We start from the raw sequence: 19,570 nt of genomic DNA on the forward strand, positions 1-19,570 counted from the left end.
AGGACTCCTTGGGTTCGTTGGTCGTCGACACCTGCTACCCCTTCACCGCACCTTGCATGATCCCGGCCACGATCTGGCGGCCGAGCAGGAAGAACACGATCAGCACGGGGACCGTCGCCAACGTGGTGCCCGCGAGCACCAGCGAGTAGTCCACGTAGTAACCGCTCTGCAACTTCTCCAGCGCCACCTGCACCGTCGGGTTGTCCGGCCCCAACGCCACCAACGGCCACAGGAAGTCGTTCCACGACGTCATGAACGTGAACATCGCGAGGAACGCCGCGGCGGGCCGCACGGCGGGCAGACACACGTGCCAGAACACCCGGATCATCGAGCAGCCGTCCACCCGGGCGGCCTCGATCAACTCATAGGGCAGGGCGCTCACGGTGTACTGCCGCATCCAGAACACCCCGAGCGCGGTGACCAGGTTCGGCACGATCACGGCCTGCAACTCGTTGGCCCAACCGAGTTCGGCCATCGCCATGTACAGCGGGATGATGCCGAGTTGGGTCGGCACCGCCAGGGTCGCCACCACGAAGAGGAACAGCGCGTTGCGCCCCTTGAAGCGCAGCTTGGCGAACGCGAACCCGGCGAGGCTGGAGAACAGCACCGTCGAGATCGTCACCGAGCCCGCCACGATGACGCTGTTGCCCAACGCCTTCCAGAACGGCACCGTGTCGAACACGCGCGCCGCGTTGGCGAAGAAGTTCCCGCCGGGCACCAGCGGAGGGATCTGCTCGGTGAGCATCGAGCTGTCCCGGCTGGCCACGAGGAACGACCAGTAGAACGGGAAGATCGAGCCCAGCACGAACGCCGTGAGCAGGCCGTACACCCAGATGTTCGGACGCCCCGGTTGGGCGAGGCGCCTGCGTCGACGACTCGGAAGGACCGTGGTCATCGCTCACCTCCCGTCGACGCGATCCGACGGGTCAGCATGAAGTTGATCAGCGCGATGCCGATGACGAGGAGGAACAACACCCACGCGATCGCGGAGGCGTAACCGAGGTCCTCCCGCTCGAAGGCCGCCTGGTACAGGTACAGGGTGATCGTCTGGAACTGGTGGGTCGAACCACCGTTGTTCGACCCCGGCATGGCGTCGAACAGCTTGGGTTCGGTGAAGATCTGCAACCCGCCGATGGTCGAGGTGATCACCACGAAGATCAGCGTCGGACGCAACATCGGCAACGTGACGCTGACGAAGCGGCGGATCGCTCCCGCACCGTCCACGACGGCCGCCTCGTGCACCTCTTTCGGGATGGCCTGCATCGCCGCCAGCACGATCAACGCGTTGTAGCCCGTCCACCGCCAGTTCACCATGACGGCGATCGCCACGTGGCTGGCGAACCGATCGGCCTGCCAATCCACCCGGTCGAGGCCCAGCAGTTCGAGGACTCCGTTCACCAGCCCGTACTGCGGGCCGAACAGGTTGGCGAAGATGATGCCCAACGCCACCAGGCTCGCCACGTACGGCATCAGCACGGCGACCCGCCACCCGGTGGGGAACCGCACGCGCGTGTTCAACAGGGCCGCGAGCAGCACCGCGATGATGATCTGCGGAACGCTGGAGACCAGGAAGATGCTCAGCGTGTTGGTGAGTGTCGTCCAGAACTGCGAATCACCGAGCAGCGTCGCGTAGTTGCCCAGCCCGAGGAACGTCGGATCGTCCTCGATGAGTTCCCAGTCGAACAACGACACGTAGGCGGTGAACAGGAGCGGGAACAGACCGACGACACCGAAGATGACGAAGAACGGCGCGACGTAGAGGTACGGCGAGTACCGGACGTCCCACCGGCTCAACCGGTCGCGCAGGCTCGGACGCTCCGCCCGGGCCGGCGAGCCCGTGGGCTCGTCCGGCTCCGGGTCGTCCGGCGCGGTCGCCGGAACGGGGGTCGACTGAGTCACGGTCGCTCCCCGTCACGACGCGATCTGCTTGGCGGCGTTGACGAACCGCTCCCACCCCTCGTCCGGCGAGGTGCCCTGCTCCACCGCCTGCAACGCGGGACTCAACGCGTTCTCCTGGATCTTGCCGTCCCCCGGGCCCTTGTACTGGGCCTGCCCGATCCGCTTGGCCTGCTCCGCGAAGAGCTCCCCCATGGGCGGGCCGTCGAAGTAGTCGTTCTCGGCCGCCAGCAACTCCGGCGACTCCAGTGCCTCGACCTGGCTCGGGAACACCCCGGCCGCCTTGAACGCCTTGATCTGCTGCTCCGGCGCGGTCAACCACGCCGCCAACGCCGCGGCCTCCTCGGGGTGTTCGCTCTGCGTCGGCACAGCCAGGTACGACCCGCCCCAGTTGCGCGGTCCACCCGGGAACGCGTCGGTGACGGCCCACGCGCCCGCGAGGTCCTCACCCGCCTGTTCCTCGATCACCCCGAGCATCCACGAGGGGCACGTCTTGGTGGCGAACGCCGACTGCGTGAAGCCGCTGTTCCACTCGTTCGAGAACGCCACCAGACCCGCCGACTGACCACGCGCCACCGCGTCGGTCACCTGGTCCCAGTTGCGCTTGATCTCCGGGTTCGTCTCGATGGTCAACCGGTCCTGCCGGTCGAAGTAGCCGACGTCGAGCTGGTTCTGCATCGCGTTGAAGACCTGCGCCGCCGAGTCGAACCACGCGACGCCGTCGACGCGCGACACGAACTCGTCACCCGCGGCGAAGTAGCTGTCCCAGGACTCGAACAGCTCGGCCACCTCGTCCGGTTCGGACGGCAGGCCGGCCTGCTCGAAGAGGTCCTTGCGGTAACACATCGCGAGCGGACCGATGTCGGTGCCGTATCCGATGAGCCTGCCGTCCTTGTCGAGAGCGGCCTCGTACTTCCAGTCGAGCCAGCGGTCGGGCCCGGCGTCCTCGGGACCGATCTCGCGCAGGTCGTGGAAGCGGCTCGATTTGTCGAGCACCTCGGGCAGGTGCGCCTCCTCGACGGCCACCACGTCGTCGAGGCCCGATCCCGCGCCGAGTTTGGTGAACAGCGCCTGGTGGTACGGACCGCCCTGCCCGGTCTCGTGGACCACGATGTCGATCTCCGGGTGCAGGCGCTCGTACTCGGCGTACAGCTCGTCGTATCCGAACTCGTTGAACGTCGAGATGCTGATTTGGATCTTGCCGTCACCGGCAGCGTCGTCGCCTCCGCAGGCCACGGTCATCAGGCCGACCGCCGCGACGGCGGACGCGGTGGCGAGAACACGTCGGACAGGTCTGGAGCGGAACAGGTGGTGTCGCACGATGACCCCTCGTTGGGTTGGGCTGCACGTTTTTGGGAGCGCTCCCAGTCAGTTCGGGAGCATGGACCTCCCGCCGCCTCGTCGTCAATGGTCGACGACCAGGTCGTTATCAAAAACTGCATCGGGATCACTCGGAGAGAAGCGAAACTTTTCGAGAGCGCTCCCAACTTGGAGGCGTCATGCACGCCGACGACACCCGACAGGTTCCGACGACGCCCGCGCTCGGGAGACGACAAGGAGCGACCGTGAGCACCCCGTCACGGTCGCGCGCCGCAGCGCCGATCAGGGCCGCAGCAGTACCTTCACCGCGCCCGCCGCGGGGTCGGAGACCGTCCGCAGTGCCTCGTCCACCTGCTCCAGAACGAACTCGTGCGTCACGATCCTGCCCGGGACGAGCGTGCCGACGGCGAACGCGCGCACCGCGTGCACCCACGCGCGCGCCGGAGCGCCGAACACCGTGTGCAGCGTGAGCTGGCCCGTCACGAGCGCGCGGCTGCTCACGACGTCCTCGTCGTCGGGGATGCCCGTGAGCACGACCCGGCCACCCCGTCGGGCCAGACGGACGGCCGCGGCGGCGGTGCCGGTACGCCCGGCGGCCTCCACCACCGCGTCGAACGTCCCGGCCAGTTCCTCGACGTCGTCCGGGGCGACCAACCGATCGGCCCCACAGGCGAACGCGAGGTCGACCCGCGTGGCGTCCGGATCCACGACGACGAGTTCGCCCGGACTGTGCGCCCGCAGCAGTTGTGTGGCGAGCAGACCCAACGTTCCTCCGCCGACGACGGCGACCCGATCGCCCTGCCGCACGTCGACCCGCAGGCAGGCTTCCGCCGCACAGGCCGCGGGTTCGAGTCCCGCCGCCGAGCGCAGGTCGGAGCCCGGGGGCAGAACGTGCAGGAGCCGTGCCGGAACCCGCAGCCAGTCCGCCCACGCGCCGTCCTGGGTGAAGCCGGTCTCGTCGTAGGCGCTCTGACACACGGTAGGCTCGCCGCGTCGACAGGCCGCGCAACTCTGACAGGACCGAAACCCTTCCGCCACCACGGAACGCCCGACCAGCCCGGAGTCCACACCGGACCCCACGGCCACCACCGTGCCGGACCACTCGTGCCCGGGAACGACCGGGTATCGCGAGTACGTCGCGGGACGCGTGCCACGGACGAGGTCCACGTCCGAACCGCAGATCCCGGCGTAGGCGACGCGCACCAGCACCTCGCCCGCGCCCGGCCGGGGGCGGTCGACCGCGACGATCCGCACGGTCTCCGGCCGTTCGAGCCGCACGGCGCGATACGGCGTCTCGGTGTCGTCGTCCCGGTCGGCAGGCGTGGTCATGCGCTCTCCTTCGCGTCGGAATCGGCGGGCACGGCTGGTGTCGGTCATCCCGCGAACGAGGCGGTGGGCAACCCCACCACGCCGGGTCGGCAGTGGAAGAGCGCTCCGGCACTCGGTTGTTCGCCGTCGGCGACGCCCTGCCGCGAGGTGGTGACGTACAGGTCGGCCAGGTCGGGGCCGCCGAAGGCGCACGCCGTCACGCGCGTCGGGCCCACCTCGATCACCTCGTCGAGACGCCCTCGCGGCGTGTACCGGTGCACGGCTCCGCCACCCCACAACGCCACCCACAGCCCGCCGTCGGAGTCGAGGGCCAGGCCGTCGGGCACGCCGTAGCGCTCCTCGACGCGGACGACCGTGCGCCGGGCGGAGAACCGTCCCGTCTCGGGGTCGACGTCGAACGCGTCGACGCACCCGGTCGGCGAATCGACGTAGTACACGGTGTCGCCCTCGGCGTTCCACGCGATGCCGTTGGACACCGTCACCCCGGTGAGCACGACGTGCGTGGAGCCGTCCGGGTCGAGCCGATACAGCGTGCCGCGACCGGGAGCCTCGTCGTAGGCCATCGAGCCGCAGTGGAACCGGCCCTGGCGGTCACAACCGCCGTCGTTCATCCGAACCGTCGGGTCGTCCCACAGCGGCGGCAATTCCGTCACCGCTCCCGTCTCGGGGTCGGTCAGAGCGAAGCCTCGCTCCACCCCCACGACGAGTCCCCCTCCGACCCGAGGTCGGATCGCAGCGGCCACTGTGGACACCCGCTGCCGCTCGATGTCGCTCTCGCCGGGAACCCAGCTCAGCACGTCGCCGCGCAGCAGGTCGACCCAGCGCAGGCGCTCGGCGGCGGCGTCCCACACGGGACCCTCACCGTGGTCGGTGCAGACGTCGGTCACCTGCTCGGCTCGGGACACCGCCACACCCCCGTACTCGACGACGTGCTCCCGCCGCGTCGGGTCCACGTGCGCGGCAGGCGGAATCCCAGTGTTAGCGCTAACATCATCGCGGTCAAGCCGACGTCGCTCACGTCCGATCAGCCGCTGTCTCACCGTCGTCCGCGTCGCCGTGGGTGTGGTGAGCGCTCACCAGCCACGCCACACCGGAACCACCGCCGAGCCGGAGCCCGCCCGGCGGTAGCGTCGAGGTGAAACCGACATGCCGGAGGTAGGAATGGCGCGGAACGCACCGGCGACCCCCAGGCGCCCCGCCGTGATGGCCGACGTCGCCAGACTCGCCGGAGTGTCCCAGCAGACGGTCTCCCGCGTGCTCAACCAACACCCGTCCGTGGCACCCGGGACCCGGACTCGGGTACTCGCGGCCATCGAGCAGCTCGGATACCGCCCCAATTCCGCCGCCCGCGCGCTGGCCTCGAAGCGCACCCGACTCATCGGCGTGGTCGGCTTCGACACGTCCCTCTACGGACCCGCGAGCACCCTCGCCGGACTCGAACAAGCCGCCCATCGCGCGGGCTACTTCGTGAGCGTGGCGAGCCTGCGCGCACCGGACGGCGATGCCGTGCAGCAGGCGTTGCAGCGGTTGACCAGTCAATCCGTGGAAGGCGTCGTGGTGATCGCGCCGCAGCGGGCCACCGTGGACGCGCTGGCCGATGCGCCCGACGACCTACCGCTCGTCGTCGTGGAGGGCGGCGACGGCGACGGTCGCCCCGTGGTGTGCGTCGACCAGGTGGCCGGGGCGAGGCTCGCGACCCGCCATCTGCTCGACCAGGGCGCGCCGACCGTGTGGCACGTCGCGGGTCCGAGCGGCTGGCTGGAGGCGCAGAACCGGGTCACCGGCTGGCGCGAGGAACTTCGAGACGCGGGCGTGGCGGCACCGGAACCACTGCGTGGCGACTGGAGCCCCGCCTCGGGCTACTCCGCGGGGCAACTGCTGGCCGAGCGTTCCGACGTGCGGGCCGTGTTCGTGGCCAACGACCAGATGGCACTCGGGCTGCTCCGGGCCTTCCACGAACGCGGGGTGTCGGTGCCGGACGACGTGCTCGTCGCCGGTTTCGACGACGTGCCGGAATCGGCCTACTACACGCCCCCGCTCACCACGGTGCGCCAGGACTTCGACGCCGTGGGCCGCCGCAGCATCGACCTGCTGCTGGACCTCATCGAGACCGCGTCCACCGGGGTGGCCGAGCCGGGCACGAAGCCCCGCGTCGTGACGGTGACGCCCGAACTCGTGGTGCGGCAGAGCAGCATCGGTCACCCCCGACGCCGCCGTAGGTGAGCGCTCACATCCAGTGACCGCACCTCGCCCTCCAGCACGACTCGGTTCCGTGCTTGCCACCTTGACGGGTGACATGTGAGCGTTCACACTGATCGCTCGGTGACACAGCTCACCCGACGGCGGAGCTCTCGGCGCCCGGTCCCACGACGCGACCAGGAGGAGGAGCAGTGCTCAGGAAGTTGGTGGCCACGGCAGCCGCCGTAACACTCTTCGGCGCACTCACGGCCTGCGGTTCCGGCGGCTCGTCCGGCTCGGCCGACGACACGATCGTCATGGGCTTCGCCCAGGTCGGCGCGGAGAGCGGCTGGCGCACGGCGAACACGAAGTCGGTGCAGGAGGCGGCGGAGCGCGCGGGCATCGAACTCAAGTTCTCCGATGCCCAGCAGAAGCAGGAGAACCAGATCAAGGCGATCCGGTCGTTCGTCCAGCAGCGCGTCGACGTCATCGCGTTCAGCCCGGTGGTCGAGACCGGCTGGGACACCGTGCTGCTCGAGGCGAAACGAGCCGGGATCCCGGTCATCCTCACCGACCGTTCCATCGACTCCGACGACGAGTCGCTCTACGCGACGTTCCTCGGCTCCGACTTCGTCGAGGAGGGCCGCAAGGCCGGTGAGTGGCTCGTCGAGGAGACCGAGGGCGAGTCACGCGTCAACGTCGTCGAACTTGAGGGCACCACGGGCGCGGCGCCCGCGATCGACCGGCACACCGGCTTCGTGGAGGCGATCGAGGGCACGAACATCGAGATCATCGCCTCGCAGACCGGTGACTTCACCCGCTCCGGCGGCAAGCAGGTGATGGAGGCCTTCCTCAAGGCACACGACGACATCGACGTGGTGTACGCGCACAACGACGACATGGGGCTCGGGGCGATCGAGGCCATCCAGGCCGCGGGCAAGAAACCCGGCGAGGACATCAAGATCATCACGGTGGACGCCGTGAAGGACGGGATGCAGGCGCTCGCGGAGGGGCGGATCAACTTCATCGTGGAGTGCAACCCGCTGCTCGGCGATCAGCTCATGGAGCTGGCGAAGAAGGTCGTCGCGGGTGAGGAGGTCCCCCACCGCGTGGTCGTCGAGGAGACCACCTTCACCCAGGAGCAGGCCGCCGAGGCGCTGCCCGACCGGAAGTACTGAGCAGACCCGCTCGCCGACGCGCTCGTCCCGCCACGGACGGCGCCGTCGACCGTCGAGGACGGAGGCGCACCATGCCGGCAACCCCGAGAGCGGACTCTCCCACCGAACCGATCGTCGACATGCGCGGCATCACCGTGCGCTTCCCCGGGGTCACCGCGCTTCGGGACGTCGACTTCCGGCTGTTCCCCGGCGAGGTCCACGCCCTGATGGGAGAGAACGGCGCGGGCAAGTCGACGCTGATCAAGGCGTTGACGGGCGCGCAGACGGTGGACGCCGGAATCGTTCGGCTCGGCGGCGAGCGGGTGCGGTTCGCGAGTCCGGCCGAGGCGCAGGAGGCGGGGATCAGCACCGTGTACCAGGAGGTCACCCTGTGCTCGAACCTGACGGTGGCCGAGAACATCCTCCTGGGTCGGGAACCCCGCCGCCTCGGCGGGATCGACCACCGTGCTCTTCGGCTCCGGGCCACGACACTGCTACGGCGTATCGGCCTGGACGTCGACCCGGACTCCGTGTTGGGCGATCACTCCCTCGCCGTGCGGCAACTCGTGGCCATCGCACGAGCCGTGGCGGTGGACGTTCGCGTGCTGGTGCTCGACGAACCGACGTCCAGTTTGGACTCCGACGAGGTCGCGGAGCTCTTCCGCATCGTGCGGGTGCTGCGGGACGAGGGGGTGGCCGTGCTCTTCGTGTCGCACTTCCTCGACCAGGTGTACGAGATCTCCGACCGGATGACCGTGCTGCGCAACGGTGAGCTGGTGGGCGAGTACGCCACGGCGGACCTCGATCGCGCGCGGCTCGTCGCCGCGATGCTGGGACGGGAACTGAGCACTCTGGAACGTCTCGAACAGCGCACCGAGCAGCGGTCACCGGCCGACGCCACGACACCTCTCCTGCTCCGGGTGACAGGGCTCGGGCGGCGGGGCGCCATCGAGCCGTTCGACCTGGAGATCCGCGCGGGCGAGGTGGTGGGTGTGGCCGGGCTGCTCGGGTCGGGGCGCACCGAGCTGGCGCGGTTGCTCTTCGGCGCCGACCGTGCCGACACCGGGCGGGTGGAGATCGACGGTCGACCGGTGACGTTGCGCTCGCCGCGTACCGCGATCGCACACGGCATCGGGTTCTGCTCCGAGGACCGTAAGGGCGAGGGCCTCGTGGCCGACCTGTCGGTGCGCGACAACCTCGTGCTCGCGCTGCAGGCCGCTCGCGGCTGGGCCAGGCCGATACCCCGCCGGGTCGCCGACGAGCTGGTCGAGCGCTACGTCCGCCTGCTCGACATCCGCCCCGCCACACCCGACGCGCTGGTCGGCACCCTCTCCGGAGGCAACCAGCAGAAGGTGCTGCTCGCGCGGTGGCTGGTCACGACACCACGCCTGCTCATCCTCGACGAGCCGACCCGCGGCGTCGACGTGGGTGCCAAGGCGCAGATCCAGAAGCTCGTCTCCGACCTGGCCGCCGACGGGCTGGCCATCGTGTTCATCTCCGCGGAGCTCGACGAGGTGGTGCGGTTGGCCGACCGGGTGGTCGTGCTGCGCGACCGACGGTTGGTCGCCCAGTTGCGGGACGTCACCGTCGACGACGTCCTCGACGTGATCACCCGCGAGGGCACCGCGCCGGAGAAGGCGGCCTCATGACCGGCCACGCACGCTCCCGTCGCAACGCGCTTCGCCGTAGCCCCCTCGTGTGGCCGCTGTCGGCCCTCGTGGCGCTGCTCCTGGTGAACGTGGCGATCACCCCGTCGTTTTTCGACGTCCGCCTGCAGAACGGCCATCTCTACGGCAGCCTCGTCGACATCCTCCGCAACGGCGCGCCGACGTTGCTGATCGCGCTCGGGATGACCCTCGTCATCGCCACGCGGGGCATCGACCTGTCGGTGGGCGCGGTGGTGGCCATCGCCGGGGCGGTCGCGTGCACCACCATCACCGGAGCAAGCGATCCGAGCAGCCCCGTCACGGCGTTCGCCGCCATGGGGCTGGCGCTCGGACTCTGCCTCGTGCTCGGGGCGTGGAACGGCTTCCTCGTGGCGGTACTGGGAATCCAGCCGATCATCGCGACGCTCGTGTTGATGACGGCCGGTCGAGGCGTCGCGATGCTGATCACCGACGGACAGATCGTCACCGTCAACAACGCCACCTTCGCCGCCGTCGGAGCCGGGTTCGTCGTGCTTCCCCTCGCGATCCTGATCAGCCTGGCCGTCTTCGGGCTCGTCGCGGTGCTGACCCGGCGCACGGCGCTCGGGATGCTCATCGAGGCGGTCGGGGTGAACCCCACGGCGAGCCGCCTCGCCGGCGTGCGTTCCCGCACCATCGTGTGGACGGTGTACGTGTTCGCCGCCCTGTGCGCGGGAGTGGCCGGGCTGATGATCAGCGCCGACGTGAACGCGGCGGACGCGAACAACGCGGGCCTGTGGATCGAGCTCGACGCCATCCTGGCGGTGGTCCTCGGCGGCACGGCGTTGTCGGGCGGGCGCTACAGCCTCACCGGCACCCTCGTCGGCGCACTCCTCATCCAGACCCTGACCACCACGGTCTACACGATCGGTGTCCCGTCGGAAGTCACGCTGGTGTTCAAGGCCGTGGTGGTGCTCGCCGTGTGCCTCGTCCAGGCTCCCCGCGCGAGGGCGCTCCTGCGACGACGCGTCCGCGGCGCGGAGTCCACCGACGCGACGGAGGTGCGCGCATGACCGGCGACGTTCCCGCCCCGGCCTCGACGAACCCCGGCCGGGCTCCGGGTCTGCCACGCCGCTTCGTGCCCGTGCTCGCGACGGTGTCGTTGCTCGCCCTCGCCTTCGGTGTGGGCGCGGTGCGCTACGACGACTTCGCCACCAGTCAGGTGTTCGCGAACCTGCTCGTGGACAACGCCTTCCTTCTCGTCCTCGCGGTCGGCATGACCTTCGTGATCCTCACCGGCGGCATCGACCTGTCCGTCGGCTCGGTGCTCGCACTGTCCACGATGGTCACCGCCTCGACACTGCGGGCGGGCTGGCCGACACCACTGACGATCGTGGCCGTCCTCGTGCTGGGCACGGGCTTCGGTCTGCTCATGGGACTGGTGATCCACCACTTCGACATCCAGCCGTTCGTGGTGACGTTGGCGGGCATGTTCCTCGCCCGCGGCCTGTGCTTCCTCATCGACGTGGAGTCGATCTCGATCAGGGACGAGACCTTCCGCGGCATCGCGATGGGGGTGGTGGAACTCCCCGGCGACGTGCGCATCACCTACGGCGTCGTGGTGGCGCTGCTCGTCGTGGCCGTGGCGGCGTACGTGCTGCACCGCACCCGGTTCGGCCGCACCGTGTACGCCGTGGGCGGCAGCGAGACCTCGGCACGGCTGATGGGTCTGCCGACCGGTCGGGTGAAGGTCGGCGTCTACGCGATCAGCGGCTTCTGCTCCGCCCTCGGCGGGCTGCTGTTCGCGCTGTACATGCTCTCGGGGTACGGCCTGCACGCCGTCGGCATGGAACTCGACGCGATCGCCGCGGTGGTGATCGGCGGCACCGTGCTCTCCGGCGGGTCCGGATACGTGGTCGGGTCGGTGCTGGGTGTCCTCGTGTTCGGCACGATCCAGACGATCATCTCGTTCGAGGGCACACTCTCCTCGTGGTGGACGAAGATCGTGATCGGGGTGCTGCTGCTGGCGTTCATCGTGTTGCAGCGGGTGCTCGTCCGCCGACGGCAGTGACTCCGGGGACGCCGCTGTCGGCGCCCGCTCGCGACTCGGGCCGTCCTGCCCGACAGTGGAGCCGTGGCGAGGAAAGGAGTTCGGCCATGACGTCCGCCCGACCGATCCGCACGGCCGTCCTGGGCTTCGGCCTGTCCGGCAGGGTGTTCCACGCGCCCTTCCTGGCCTGCGACCCCGCGTACTCCCTCGACGTCGTGGTGACCCGCGACGAGGAACGCGCCGCGCAGGCCCGTGCCGCTCACCCCAAGGTGACGGTGCTTCCCGATGCCGCCACCGTGTTCGACCGGGCCGACGAACTCGACCTGGTGGTCGTCGCCACTCCTCCGGCGACCCACGTCGAACTCACCGCCCAGGCCCTCGACGCCGGGCTGCACGTCGTCGTGGACAAGCCGTTCACGCCCACCAGCGCCCAGGGCGCCGCACTCGTCGAGCGGGCCAGGCGCGCGGGACGACTGCTCACGGTCTTCCACAACCGGCGGTGGGACGGCGACTTCCGTACCCTGCGGCGACTCGTGGCCGACGGGGAGCTGGGGCAGGTGCACACCTTCGAGTCCCGGTTCGAGACGTGGAAGCCGCACGGACCGCGGGCGTGGAAGGCGCACACGCCCGTGTCACAGGGCGGCGGCATCGTCTTCGACCTGGGGGCCCACCTCATCGACCAGGCCGTCCAGCTCTTCGGCCCGGTGGAGTCGGTGTGGGCCGACGTCGCCGTGCGCACCCCTCACTCCTCCGGGGTGGTCGACGACGACGCCCTCGTCGTGCTCAAGCACCGGAACGGAGTCCGCTCGCAGCTCGTGCTGTCCTCGCTCGCGGCGCTGCCGGGTCCGCGCTTCCACGTGCTGGGTTCGTCGGCCGCGTACACGACGTGGGGCCTCGATCCGCAGGAGGCCGCGTTGCGGCAGGGCGCACTGCCCACCGACGAGGGATTCGGCCGTGTCCCGCGGGAGCAGTGGGGTGTGCTGGGGGTCGGGGACGACGTGCGGCGCGTCGAGCCGGAGCCGGGGGACTACGGCGAGTTCTACCGGCTGCTCGCGCGCGCCGTCCACGGCGAGGGCACGGTGCCCGTCGACCCGGGCGACGCCGTGGCCGTGGTGGAGCTGGTCGAACGCGTGCACGACGCAGCACGACGGTGAGTCCGGTCCCGTGCGGGGGCCGACTCGGTAATCACCTTGACGCCACGCCACGGTGGAGCAGCCTTGACACCATGACCGCCACGCGCCGTGGGCGTCTTCGTGCCCTCCTCGCCGCCGCTCTGCTCGCGCTCACCGCCTGCTCCTCGGGCGACAGGCCCTCGGACGACGCCGCTCATCCCGCCGTGGAGCCCGAACCGGGTGCTCTCCCGGTGACGATCGAGCACCGCTACGGCTCCACGACGGTCACCGACCCGCCGAGCCGGGTCGTCAGTGTCGGCTACACCGACCACGACGCCCTGCTGGCGCTCGGGGTGGTCCCGGTCGCGACCACCCGCTGGTTCGGCGACTACCCCGGCGCCGTCGGACCGTGGGCGAGGGACGCGCTCGACGGCAGTCCGGTGCCCACGGTGCTCGACGACACCAACGGCATCCCGTTCGAAAAGATCGCCACCCTGGAGCCCGACCTCATCGTCGGGGTGTACTCGGATCTCACGCGCGAGGAGTACGACGTCCTGTCCGAGATCGCGCCCACGATCGCTCCGCCGCCGGATCGCCCCGACTTCGGCGCCTCGTGGCGGGATGTGACGACGACCGTCGGCCGCGCGGTGGGCAGACCCGCCGAGGCGCGCCGCCTCGTCGCGGACGTCGACCGACGCCTCGCCGACGTCCGCGCCGAGCACCCCGACTTCCAGCGCGCCACGGCGGTGGTGGCGGCACTGTCCGACGGCTACTTCCTCTACGGTCCCTCCGACCCCCGAACCGAGCTTCTGGTCGACGTGGGCCTGTCGCCGCTGCCCGACCTGGCCGCGCTCGTGGGCGACCGGTTCGGGGCGAGTGTCGGCAGGGAGAACGCCGACGTGCTCGACACCGACGTCGTCGTGTGGCTCACCAACGACGGCGGTGCGGAGCTACGGCGCGATCCGCTCTACAACACTCTGCGCACGGCGAAGGAAGGCCGCGAGGTGTTGATCGACAACACGTCCGACTTCGGCAACGCCTTCTCCCAGGTCTCCGTGACGAGCATCCCGTACGTGCTCGACCGCCTCGTGCCGAAGCTGGAAGCGGCTCTGGACGGCGATCCGGCCACCACCGGCTGACACCGGGGACGCGCCCGGCCACAGCGAAACGGCACAGATCCGTCAATTAAGTCAAGCGCTTGACTCAACCCGCCGGGGCGCGCTTCACTGACGCGGTAGCGACTACGGAGAGGACTTGCATCGTGGCCGACAGTGAATCGGTGTTGGACTATCCGCTCCCGAATCCCGCGCCGCTGGAGCCGCCCGAAGAGTGGGCGCGGCTGCGACAGGAATGTCCCGTCGCGAGAATCAAGCTCCCGAGCGGGGACGAGGCCACACTGGTCACGCGGTACGACGACGTCAAGAAGGTGCTGGCCGACCCGCGGTTCACCCGGCAGCTCGACACCGGCGCGGGCGCGGCGCGCATCGCGGCGAACGAGTCGGGCGGGGTGTTCAACAGCTCGATGGCGTCCGCGATCCCGCAGTCCGGCCCCGGCCACCGGCGGTGGCGCACCCGGGTGGGCCGGTGGTTCACCGCCAAGCGGATGGCGGCGCTGCGTCCCCGCATCGAGGCGATGGCGAACCAGCTCATCGACGAGATGATCGACCAGGGTCAGCCCGCCGACCTCAGGGCGAGCCTGGGCTTCCCGCTGCCGGTATGGGTCATCTGCGATCTCCTCGGCGTCTCCGACTCCGACCGCGACCGCTTCTCGTACTGGTCGGACACGTTGCTGAACCTGACGAAGTACGACCAGGCCGAGATCGACGCCGCACAGGCCGAGTTCGTCGAGTACATGGCCGCCCACGTGACGGCACGTCGAGCCGACCCCGGTGACGACCTGCTGAGCTCGCTCATCACCGAGGACGCCGACGACCCGATGTCCGACGCCGAACTCGTGGCCACCGGGCGGGGCCTGCTCGTCGCGGGACACGAGACCACGGCCAACATGATCAGCAAGATGGTCGGCATGCTGCTGGCCGACCGGCGGCGGTGGGAACAGCTCGTCGCCGACCCCTCGCTCGTGCGCACGGCGGTGGAGGAATCGCTGCGCTTCGACGCCAACCCCGGCATCGGCCTGCCGCGATTCATCAGCGAGGACGTCGAGATCGCCGGGACCGTCGTGCCCACCGGCACCACGGTGATGTGCAACATGGGCGTCGCCAACCGCGACGAGACCGCGTTCACCGACGCGGACCGCATGGACCTGACCCGCAGCCCCAACCCGCACCTGACGTTCGGCGCGGGCGCACATTCCTGCCTCGGTCAGGCACTCGCCAGAACCGAACTGCAGACCACGCTGGAGGTGCTGCTGCGGCGGCTGCCCACACTGGACCTCGCAGTCGAGGCGGACGCCCTGGAGCGGGTGGAAGGGCTCGCCGTGGGAGGGTTGGCCAGGCTCCCCGTGCGTTGGTGATGATTCCTCCATGGCAGTGAGGACGATCCGGAGCGAACGGGCGAACGCCACCCGTCGTCGCATCCTGGAGACCGCGGAACGCCTGTTCGCCGAACACGGTGTCACCGCGGTCTCCAATCGACAGATCAGCGAGGCCGCGGGCCAGGGCAACAACACGGCGGTCGGGTACCACTTCGGGACCAAGGTGGATCTCGTACGCGCCATCGTGCGCCGCCACAACGAGGACATCGAGCGGCGGCGGCTCGACATGGTCGCACGTGCCGCCGGGTCGGACGATCCCCGGGACTGGGTCGCGTGCCTGGTGCACCCGGTGGCCGAACACCTCGCCGAGTCGGGCAGCCCCACCTGGTTCGCGCGCTTCGGCGCGCAGGTGATGACCGACCCCTCGCTCCGACCGATCATGTACGAGGAGACGTTGAGCTCCCCCTCACTGCTGCGCACTCTCGATGAGCTGCAACGCTGCCTGCCCGACCTGCCGGTCGAGGTGCGGTTCGAGCGCGGCGACATGACCCGGCAGCTCATCGTGCACATGCTGGCCGAACGCGAACGCGCGTTGGCGGAGCTGACCACGACCCCACGGTCCGACTGGTGCGACGCTGCCACCGGCCTGGTGGACGCCATCGTGGGCCTGTGGTCGGCTCCGTGCACCACCGGACGACGAACCGAGACAACCGACGAATCGGAGGGATGACATGAAGGTCAGTGTCGACGAGGACAAGTGCTGCGGCGCCGGACAGTGCGTGCTGCTCGCCCCGGACGTGTTCGACCAGCGGGAGGACGACGGCATCGTCGTGCTGCTCGACGCGGAGCCGGGCGAGGAACTGCACGCGGTGACCCGGGAAGCGGCCAGTGTGTGCCCCGCCGCCGCGATCACCGTGATCGAGGAATGAGCGCCCCCTCGCACGTCGTGGTGGTCGGCGCGTCGGCGGCCGGGTTGTCGACGGTCGAGGCGTTGCGGCGTCACGGCTTCGCCGGGCGGCTCACCGTGCTCGGCGACGAGCCGCACCCACCCTACGACCGACCACCACTGTCCAAACAGGTCCTCTCGGGGACGTGGCAGCCCGAACGCGCTCGCCTGCGCAGCGACGAGGTGCTGTCCGCATTGGACGCCGAGTGGCTCCTCGGTGATCCCGCCGTCGGGTTCGACGCCGCCACGCTGACCGTGCGGACCCGCTCCGGCACGACGGTGAGCGCCGACGCCGTGGTGCTGGCGACGGGCACCGTGCCACGCTCGCTGCCGGGCAGCACCGACTTCGCCGGGGTCCACGTGTTGCGGACGCTCGACGACGCGCTCGCCCTGAAGGCCGCGTTGAGCGAGGGGCGACGGCTGGTCGTGGTCGGCGACGGGGTGCTGGGGGCGGAGGTCGCCGCCACCGCGCGCATCCTCGGCGTCGACGTCACCATGGTCGGTCCTCAGCCGCGGCCACTCGCGGCCCAGCTCGGCCCCCTGGTGTCCGGGTTACTGGCCGACCTGCACCGCGAACACGGTGTCGAACTCGCCCTCGGGCACACGGTCGACGGTCTCGTCGATGAGCACGGCCACGTGACGGGGGTGCGACTCGACGACGGTCGACTGCTCCCCGCCGACGTCGTGCTCGTGGCCGTCGGCGCGTACCCGGCGACGAACTGGTTGCAGGGCAGCGGCCTCACCATCGACGACGGCGTCGTGTGCGACTCACGCCTGCGAGCAGCCGACGGCGTGTACGCGGTCGGCGACGTGGCCCGGTGGGACCACCTCGGCCTCGGCGTCTCCGTGCGACTGGAGAACCGCACGAACGCCACCGAAGCGGCTCAGGTCGTGGCGGCGAACGTGCTCGGACAGGACCGGACCTACGCGCCGATCCCCTACTACTGGACCGACCAGTTCGACACCAAGATCCAGGTCTTCGGACTGCCCTCACCCACCGACGAGTTCACCGTGGTGGACGGCGATCCCGCCGAACGTCGGTTCGTCGTCCGGTGCACCCGTGACGGCCGGACGACCGCGGTCGTCGGCTGGAGGATGCCCAAACAGACGCGGCTGCGCCGCGCGGAGCTGGTCGACAGCGTCGCCGACCCGGCCGTGCCCGCCGGCTGAGAACGACACGTCAGGAGGTATCGCAACCGTGACGAGCACCGACACGACGGACGTCGCCGCCGAGTACCCCTTGCCTCGCGCCGAGGGCTGCCCGTTCGACCCGCCTCCCCGGCTACGGGAACTGCAGGAGCGAACGAGACTCACGAAGGTGCGCCTGTGGGACGGCAAGACCCCCTGGCTGGTCACCCGCTACGCCGACCAACGCGCGCTGTTGGCCGATCCCCGGATCAGCTCCGACGTCACCAAGCCCGGCTACCCGAGCCCGGCAGCACGGTCCGGCGACGGCTCGTCGATCAGTTTCATCCTCATGGACGACCCCGAGCACGCGCGGCTGCGGCGGATGGTCACGGCACCGTTCACGGTGCGCCGCGTGCGGGCGATGCGGCCCCGGGTGCAGGCCATCGTGGACACGCTGATCGACGACCTGCTCGCGGGCCCGAAGCCGATCGACCTCGTCGAGGCGTTCGCGCTGCCCGTACCGTCGCTGGTGATCTGCGAGCTGCTCGGGGTGCCGTACTCGGACCACGACTTCTTCCAGCACCACAGCAAGGTCGTCATCCGGCGCACGTCCACCGCGCAGGAGCGCGCGACGGCCCTCGGTGAACTGGCCGCCTACCTGCATCGACTGCTGAGCGACAAGCTCGCCGAGCCCGCCGACGACCTGCTGTCCGGCCTCGCGGAGCGCGTGCGCTCGGGGGAACTCGACCACGACACCGCGGCCCGCACGGGAGTGCTGTTGCTCATCGCGGGCCACGAGACCACCGCGAACATGATCGCGCTGGGCACCGCGGCGCTGCTGGAGCACCCGGACCAACTCGCCCTGCTGCGCGACGCCGACGACCCGGCGGTGGTGGACTCGGCCGTGGAGGAGTTGTTGCGCTACCTCCACATCACCCACAACGGCCGGCGGCGGGTCGCCCTGGAGGACATCGAGTTCGCCGGACAGGTCATCCGGGCGGGAGACGGTGTCATCTTCCCCAACGACATCGCCAACCGGGACCCGGAGGCGTTCCCCGACCCCGACCGGCTCGACCTGCGCCGCGACGCCCGTCACCACGTGGCGTTCGGATTCGGCGTGCACCAGTGCCTCGGGCAGCCGCTGGCCCGGCTGGAGCTGAGCGTGGTCTACGGCACCCTCTACCGGCGCATCCCGACCCTGCGGCTGGCGACCGACCTGGACTCCGTGCCGTTCAAGCACGACGGTGCGGTGTACGGCGTGTACGAGCTGCCCGTGACCTGGTGACCCACGAAAGGACGAGTATGAAGATCACCGTCGATCAGGACAAGTGCGTCGCGTCGGGGCAGTGCGTCGTCGCGGCCGAGCGAGCGTTCGACCAGCGCGAGGAGGACGGCGTCGTGGTGTTGCTCGACGCCGAGCCTCCGGCGGAGCTGGCCGATGACGTCCGCCAGGCCGCGTCGGTCTGCCCCGCGCTCGCCATCCACGTTGCAGAGTGACTACCGCAGTGCCGTCCCGGCGGAGCCGACGAGGTCGAGTTCCGCCCGGGTCGGCAGCCCTTCCCAGTCGCCGCGGGTGGCGACGGCGAACGCACCGCACGCGGTTCCACGCGCAAGTCGTGCGTCGAGGTCGACGCCGTCGAGCCGCCCCGACAGGTAGCCCGCGGTGAACGCGTCTCCGGCGCCCACCGAGTCCACGACGGACACCCGGTGGGCGCCGACGTGCCGCGTAGTGTCCACAGTGGTCACCGATGCGCCTTCGGCGCCGCGTTTCGTTACGACCTCGGCCACGCCGTGGCGCAGCAGCTCGTCGACGCCCCCGACCAGCGCGAGTTCGTCCGGCGACCCGACGACCACCTCCGCACGGCGAGCGAGCGGGGTGAGAACCCGGGCCGCCTCGTCGGCCGACCACAGCCGCGACCGGAAGTTCACGTCGAAGGACAGCGCCGCCCCGTGTTCGGAGGCGCGCTCGCACGCCGCCGTCACGGCGTCCCGAGCCGTCGGACTCAACGCCGGGGTGATCCCGCTGACGTGCGCGAGTCGCGTCGTCGCGTCGATCGCGCCGACCACGTCGGCGGGGGCGAGTCGCGATCCCGCCGACGCCGCGCGGTAGTACTGCACCCGCGTGACGTCGGGAAGCCGCTGCTCGAACAGCACGAGCCCGGTCGGCGCGTCGTCCTCTCGCACGTACGCGGTGTCCACGTTCTCGGCCCGCAGCGTCCGCGTCACGAGCGCACCGGGCTCGTCGCGTCCCACCCGACCGACCCAGCGCACGGCGTAACCGAGCCGGGACAGTCCGATCGCGACGGTCGACTCGGCACCCGCGACCGACACCCGCGCCGTGGTACCGAGGCGCAGCAGTCCGTCCGCCCGCATCGCCACCATCGTCTCGCCCAGC

Annotated in this window: 19 protein-coding genes; 13 read left to right on the forward strand and 6 right to left on the reverse strand. The window is 70.2% G+C overall.

Annotation, left to right across the window (positions count from 1 at the left end; genetic code table 11):
- Positions 1-34 precede the first annotated feature (34 nt).
- The 5 genes from JAV51_RS02910 to JAV51_RS02930 form a co-directional block, all read right to left on the reverse strand.
- Positions 35-895, reverse strand: coding sequence for a carbohydrate ABC transporter permease (locus JAV51_RS02910; protein WP_197319037.1), 861 nt, complete (start codon positions 893-895; stop codon positions 35-37).
- Entirely contained in the window at positions 892-1,899 is a 1,008-nt protein-coding gene (locus tag JAV51_RS02915) for a carbohydrate ABC transporter permease (protein ID WP_197319038.1), read from the reverse strand. The genes JAV51_RS02910 and JAV51_RS02915 overlap by 4 nt, the downstream gene beginning before the upstream one ends.
- A gap of 12 nt (positions 1,900-1,911) precedes the next feature.
- A complete protein-coding gene (locus tag JAV51_RS02920; RefSeq protein ID WP_197319039.1) occupies positions 1,912-3,216 on the reverse strand; it encodes an ABC transporter substrate-binding protein in 1,305 nt (434 codons plus the stop codon).
- Between the two features lie 282 nt (positions 3,217-3,498).
- The gene (locus JAV51_RS02925) at positions 3,499-4,545 is read right to left on the reverse strand and encodes a zinc-binding dehydrogenase (protein WP_197319040.1); all 1,047 of its coding nucleotides are present in this window, start codon (positions 4,543-4,545) and stop codon (positions 3,499-3,501) included.
- 44 nt (positions 4,546-4,589) lie between these two features.
- Complete coding sequence (locus JAV51_RS02930; protein ID WP_197319041.1) at positions 4,590-5,450, reverse strand: SMP-30/gluconolactonase/LRE family protein; 861 nt, start codon at positions 5,448-5,450, stop codon at positions 4,590-4,592.
- Positions 5,451-5,706: 256 nt separating this feature from the next.
- On the opposite strand from JAV51_RS02930, the gene JAV51_RS02935 reads away from it, so the two are divergent.
- From JAV51_RS02935 to JAV51_RS02995, 13 genes are all read left to right on the forward strand, one after another.
- Positions 5,707-6,768 carry a LacI family DNA-binding transcriptional regulator gene (locus JAV51_RS02935; protein WP_197319330.1) on the forward strand — a complete coding sequence of 354 codons (1,062 nt, stop codon included), beginning with the start codon at positions 5,707-5,709 and terminating at the stop codon, positions 6,766-6,768.
- A 167-nt stretch (positions 6,769-6,935) separates the two neighbouring features.
- Entirely contained in the window at positions 6,936-7,901 is a 966-nt protein-coding gene (locus JAV51_RS02940; RefSeq protein WP_197319042.1) for an ABC transporter substrate-binding protein, read from the forward strand.
- Between the two features lie 71 nt (positions 7,902-7,972).
- On the forward strand, positions 7,973-9,529 hold the full coding sequence (locus tag JAV51_RS02945) for a sugar ABC transporter ATP-binding protein (RefSeq protein WP_231641178.1): 1,557 nt from the start codon (positions 7,973-7,975) through the stop codon (positions 9,527-9,529).
- The gene (locus tag JAV51_RS02950) at positions 9,526-10,578 is read left to right on the forward strand and encodes an ABC transporter permease (RefSeq protein ID WP_197319043.1); all 1,053 of its coding nucleotides are present in this window, start codon (positions 9,526-9,528) and stop codon (positions 10,576-10,578) included. The genes JAV51_RS02945 and JAV51_RS02950 overlap by 4 nt, the downstream gene beginning before the upstream one ends.
- On the forward strand, positions 10,575-11,576 hold the full coding sequence (gene yjfF / locus JAV51_RS02955; RefSeq protein ID WP_197319044.1) for a galactofuranose ABC transporter, permease protein YjfF: 1,002 nt from the start codon (positions 10,575-10,577) through the stop codon (positions 11,574-11,576). The genes JAV51_RS02950 and yjfF overlap by 4 nt, the downstream gene beginning before the upstream one ends.
- 86 nt (positions 11,577-11,662) lie before the next feature.
- Entirely contained in the window at positions 11,663-12,709 is a 1,047-nt protein-coding gene (locus JAV51_RS02960) for a Gfo/Idh/MocA family oxidoreductase (protein WP_197319045.1), read from the forward strand.
- Positions 12,710-12,780: 71 nt separating this feature from the next.
- A complete protein-coding gene (locus JAV51_RS02965) occupies positions 12,781-13,806 on the forward strand; it encodes an iron-siderophore ABC transporter substrate-binding protein (RefSeq protein WP_197319046.1) in 1,026 nt (341 codons plus the stop codon).
- 122 nt (positions 13,807-13,928) lie between these two features.
- The gene (locus JAV51_RS02970) at positions 13,929-15,140 is read left to right on the forward strand and encodes a cytochrome P450 (RefSeq protein WP_197319047.1); all 1,212 of its coding nucleotides are present in this window, start codon (positions 13,929-13,931) and stop codon (positions 15,138-15,140) included.
- Between the two features lie 10 nt (positions 15,141-15,150).
- Positions 15,151-15,831 (forward strand): TetR/AcrR family transcriptional regulator, encoded by a 681-nt coding sequence (locus JAV51_RS02975; protein ID WP_197319048.1) that lies wholly within the window; start codon positions 15,151-15,153, stop codon positions 15,829-15,831.
- 1 nt (position 15,832) lies between these two features.
- The gene (locus tag JAV51_RS02980; RefSeq protein WP_197319049.1) at positions 15,833-16,030 is read left to right on the forward strand and encodes a ferredoxin; all 198 of its coding nucleotides are present in this window, start codon (positions 15,833-15,835) and stop codon (positions 16,028-16,030) included.
- Positions 16,027-17,217: an NAD(P)/FAD-dependent oxidoreductase gene (locus JAV51_RS02985; RefSeq protein ID WP_197319050.1), complete on the forward strand. Its 1,191-nt coding sequence runs from the start codon at positions 16,027-16,029 to the stop codon at positions 17,215-17,217. Before JAV51_RS02980 ends, JAV51_RS02985 begins: the two co-directional genes overlap by 4 nt.
- 28 nt (positions 17,218-17,245) lie before the next feature.
- Positions 17,246-18,460 carry a cytochrome P450 gene (locus JAV51_RS02990; RefSeq protein WP_197319051.1) on the forward strand — a complete coding sequence of 405 codons (1,215 nt, stop codon included), beginning with the start codon at positions 17,246-17,248 and terminating at the stop codon, positions 18,458-18,460.
- 17 nt (positions 18,461-18,477) lie between these two features.
- Positions 18,478-18,672, forward strand: coding sequence for a ferredoxin (locus JAV51_RS02995; protein WP_197319052.1), 195 nt, complete (start codon positions 18,478-18,480; stop codon positions 18,670-18,672).
- On the opposite strand, the gene JAV51_RS03000 is transcribed toward JAV51_RS02995, so the two are convergent.
- Positions 18,673-19,557 carry a sugar kinase gene (locus tag JAV51_RS03000; protein WP_231641247.1) on the reverse strand — a complete coding sequence of 295 codons (885 nt, stop codon included), beginning with the start codon at positions 19,555-19,557 and terminating at the stop codon, positions 18,673-18,675.
- Positions 19,558-19,570 lie beyond the last annotated feature (13 nt).

Origin of the sequence: Saccharomonospora sp. NB11, from assembly GCF_015910535.1 — a bacterium.
Classification (GTDB): domain Bacteria; phylum Actinomycetota; class Actinomycetes; order Mycobacteriales; family Pseudonocardiaceae; genus Saccharomonospora.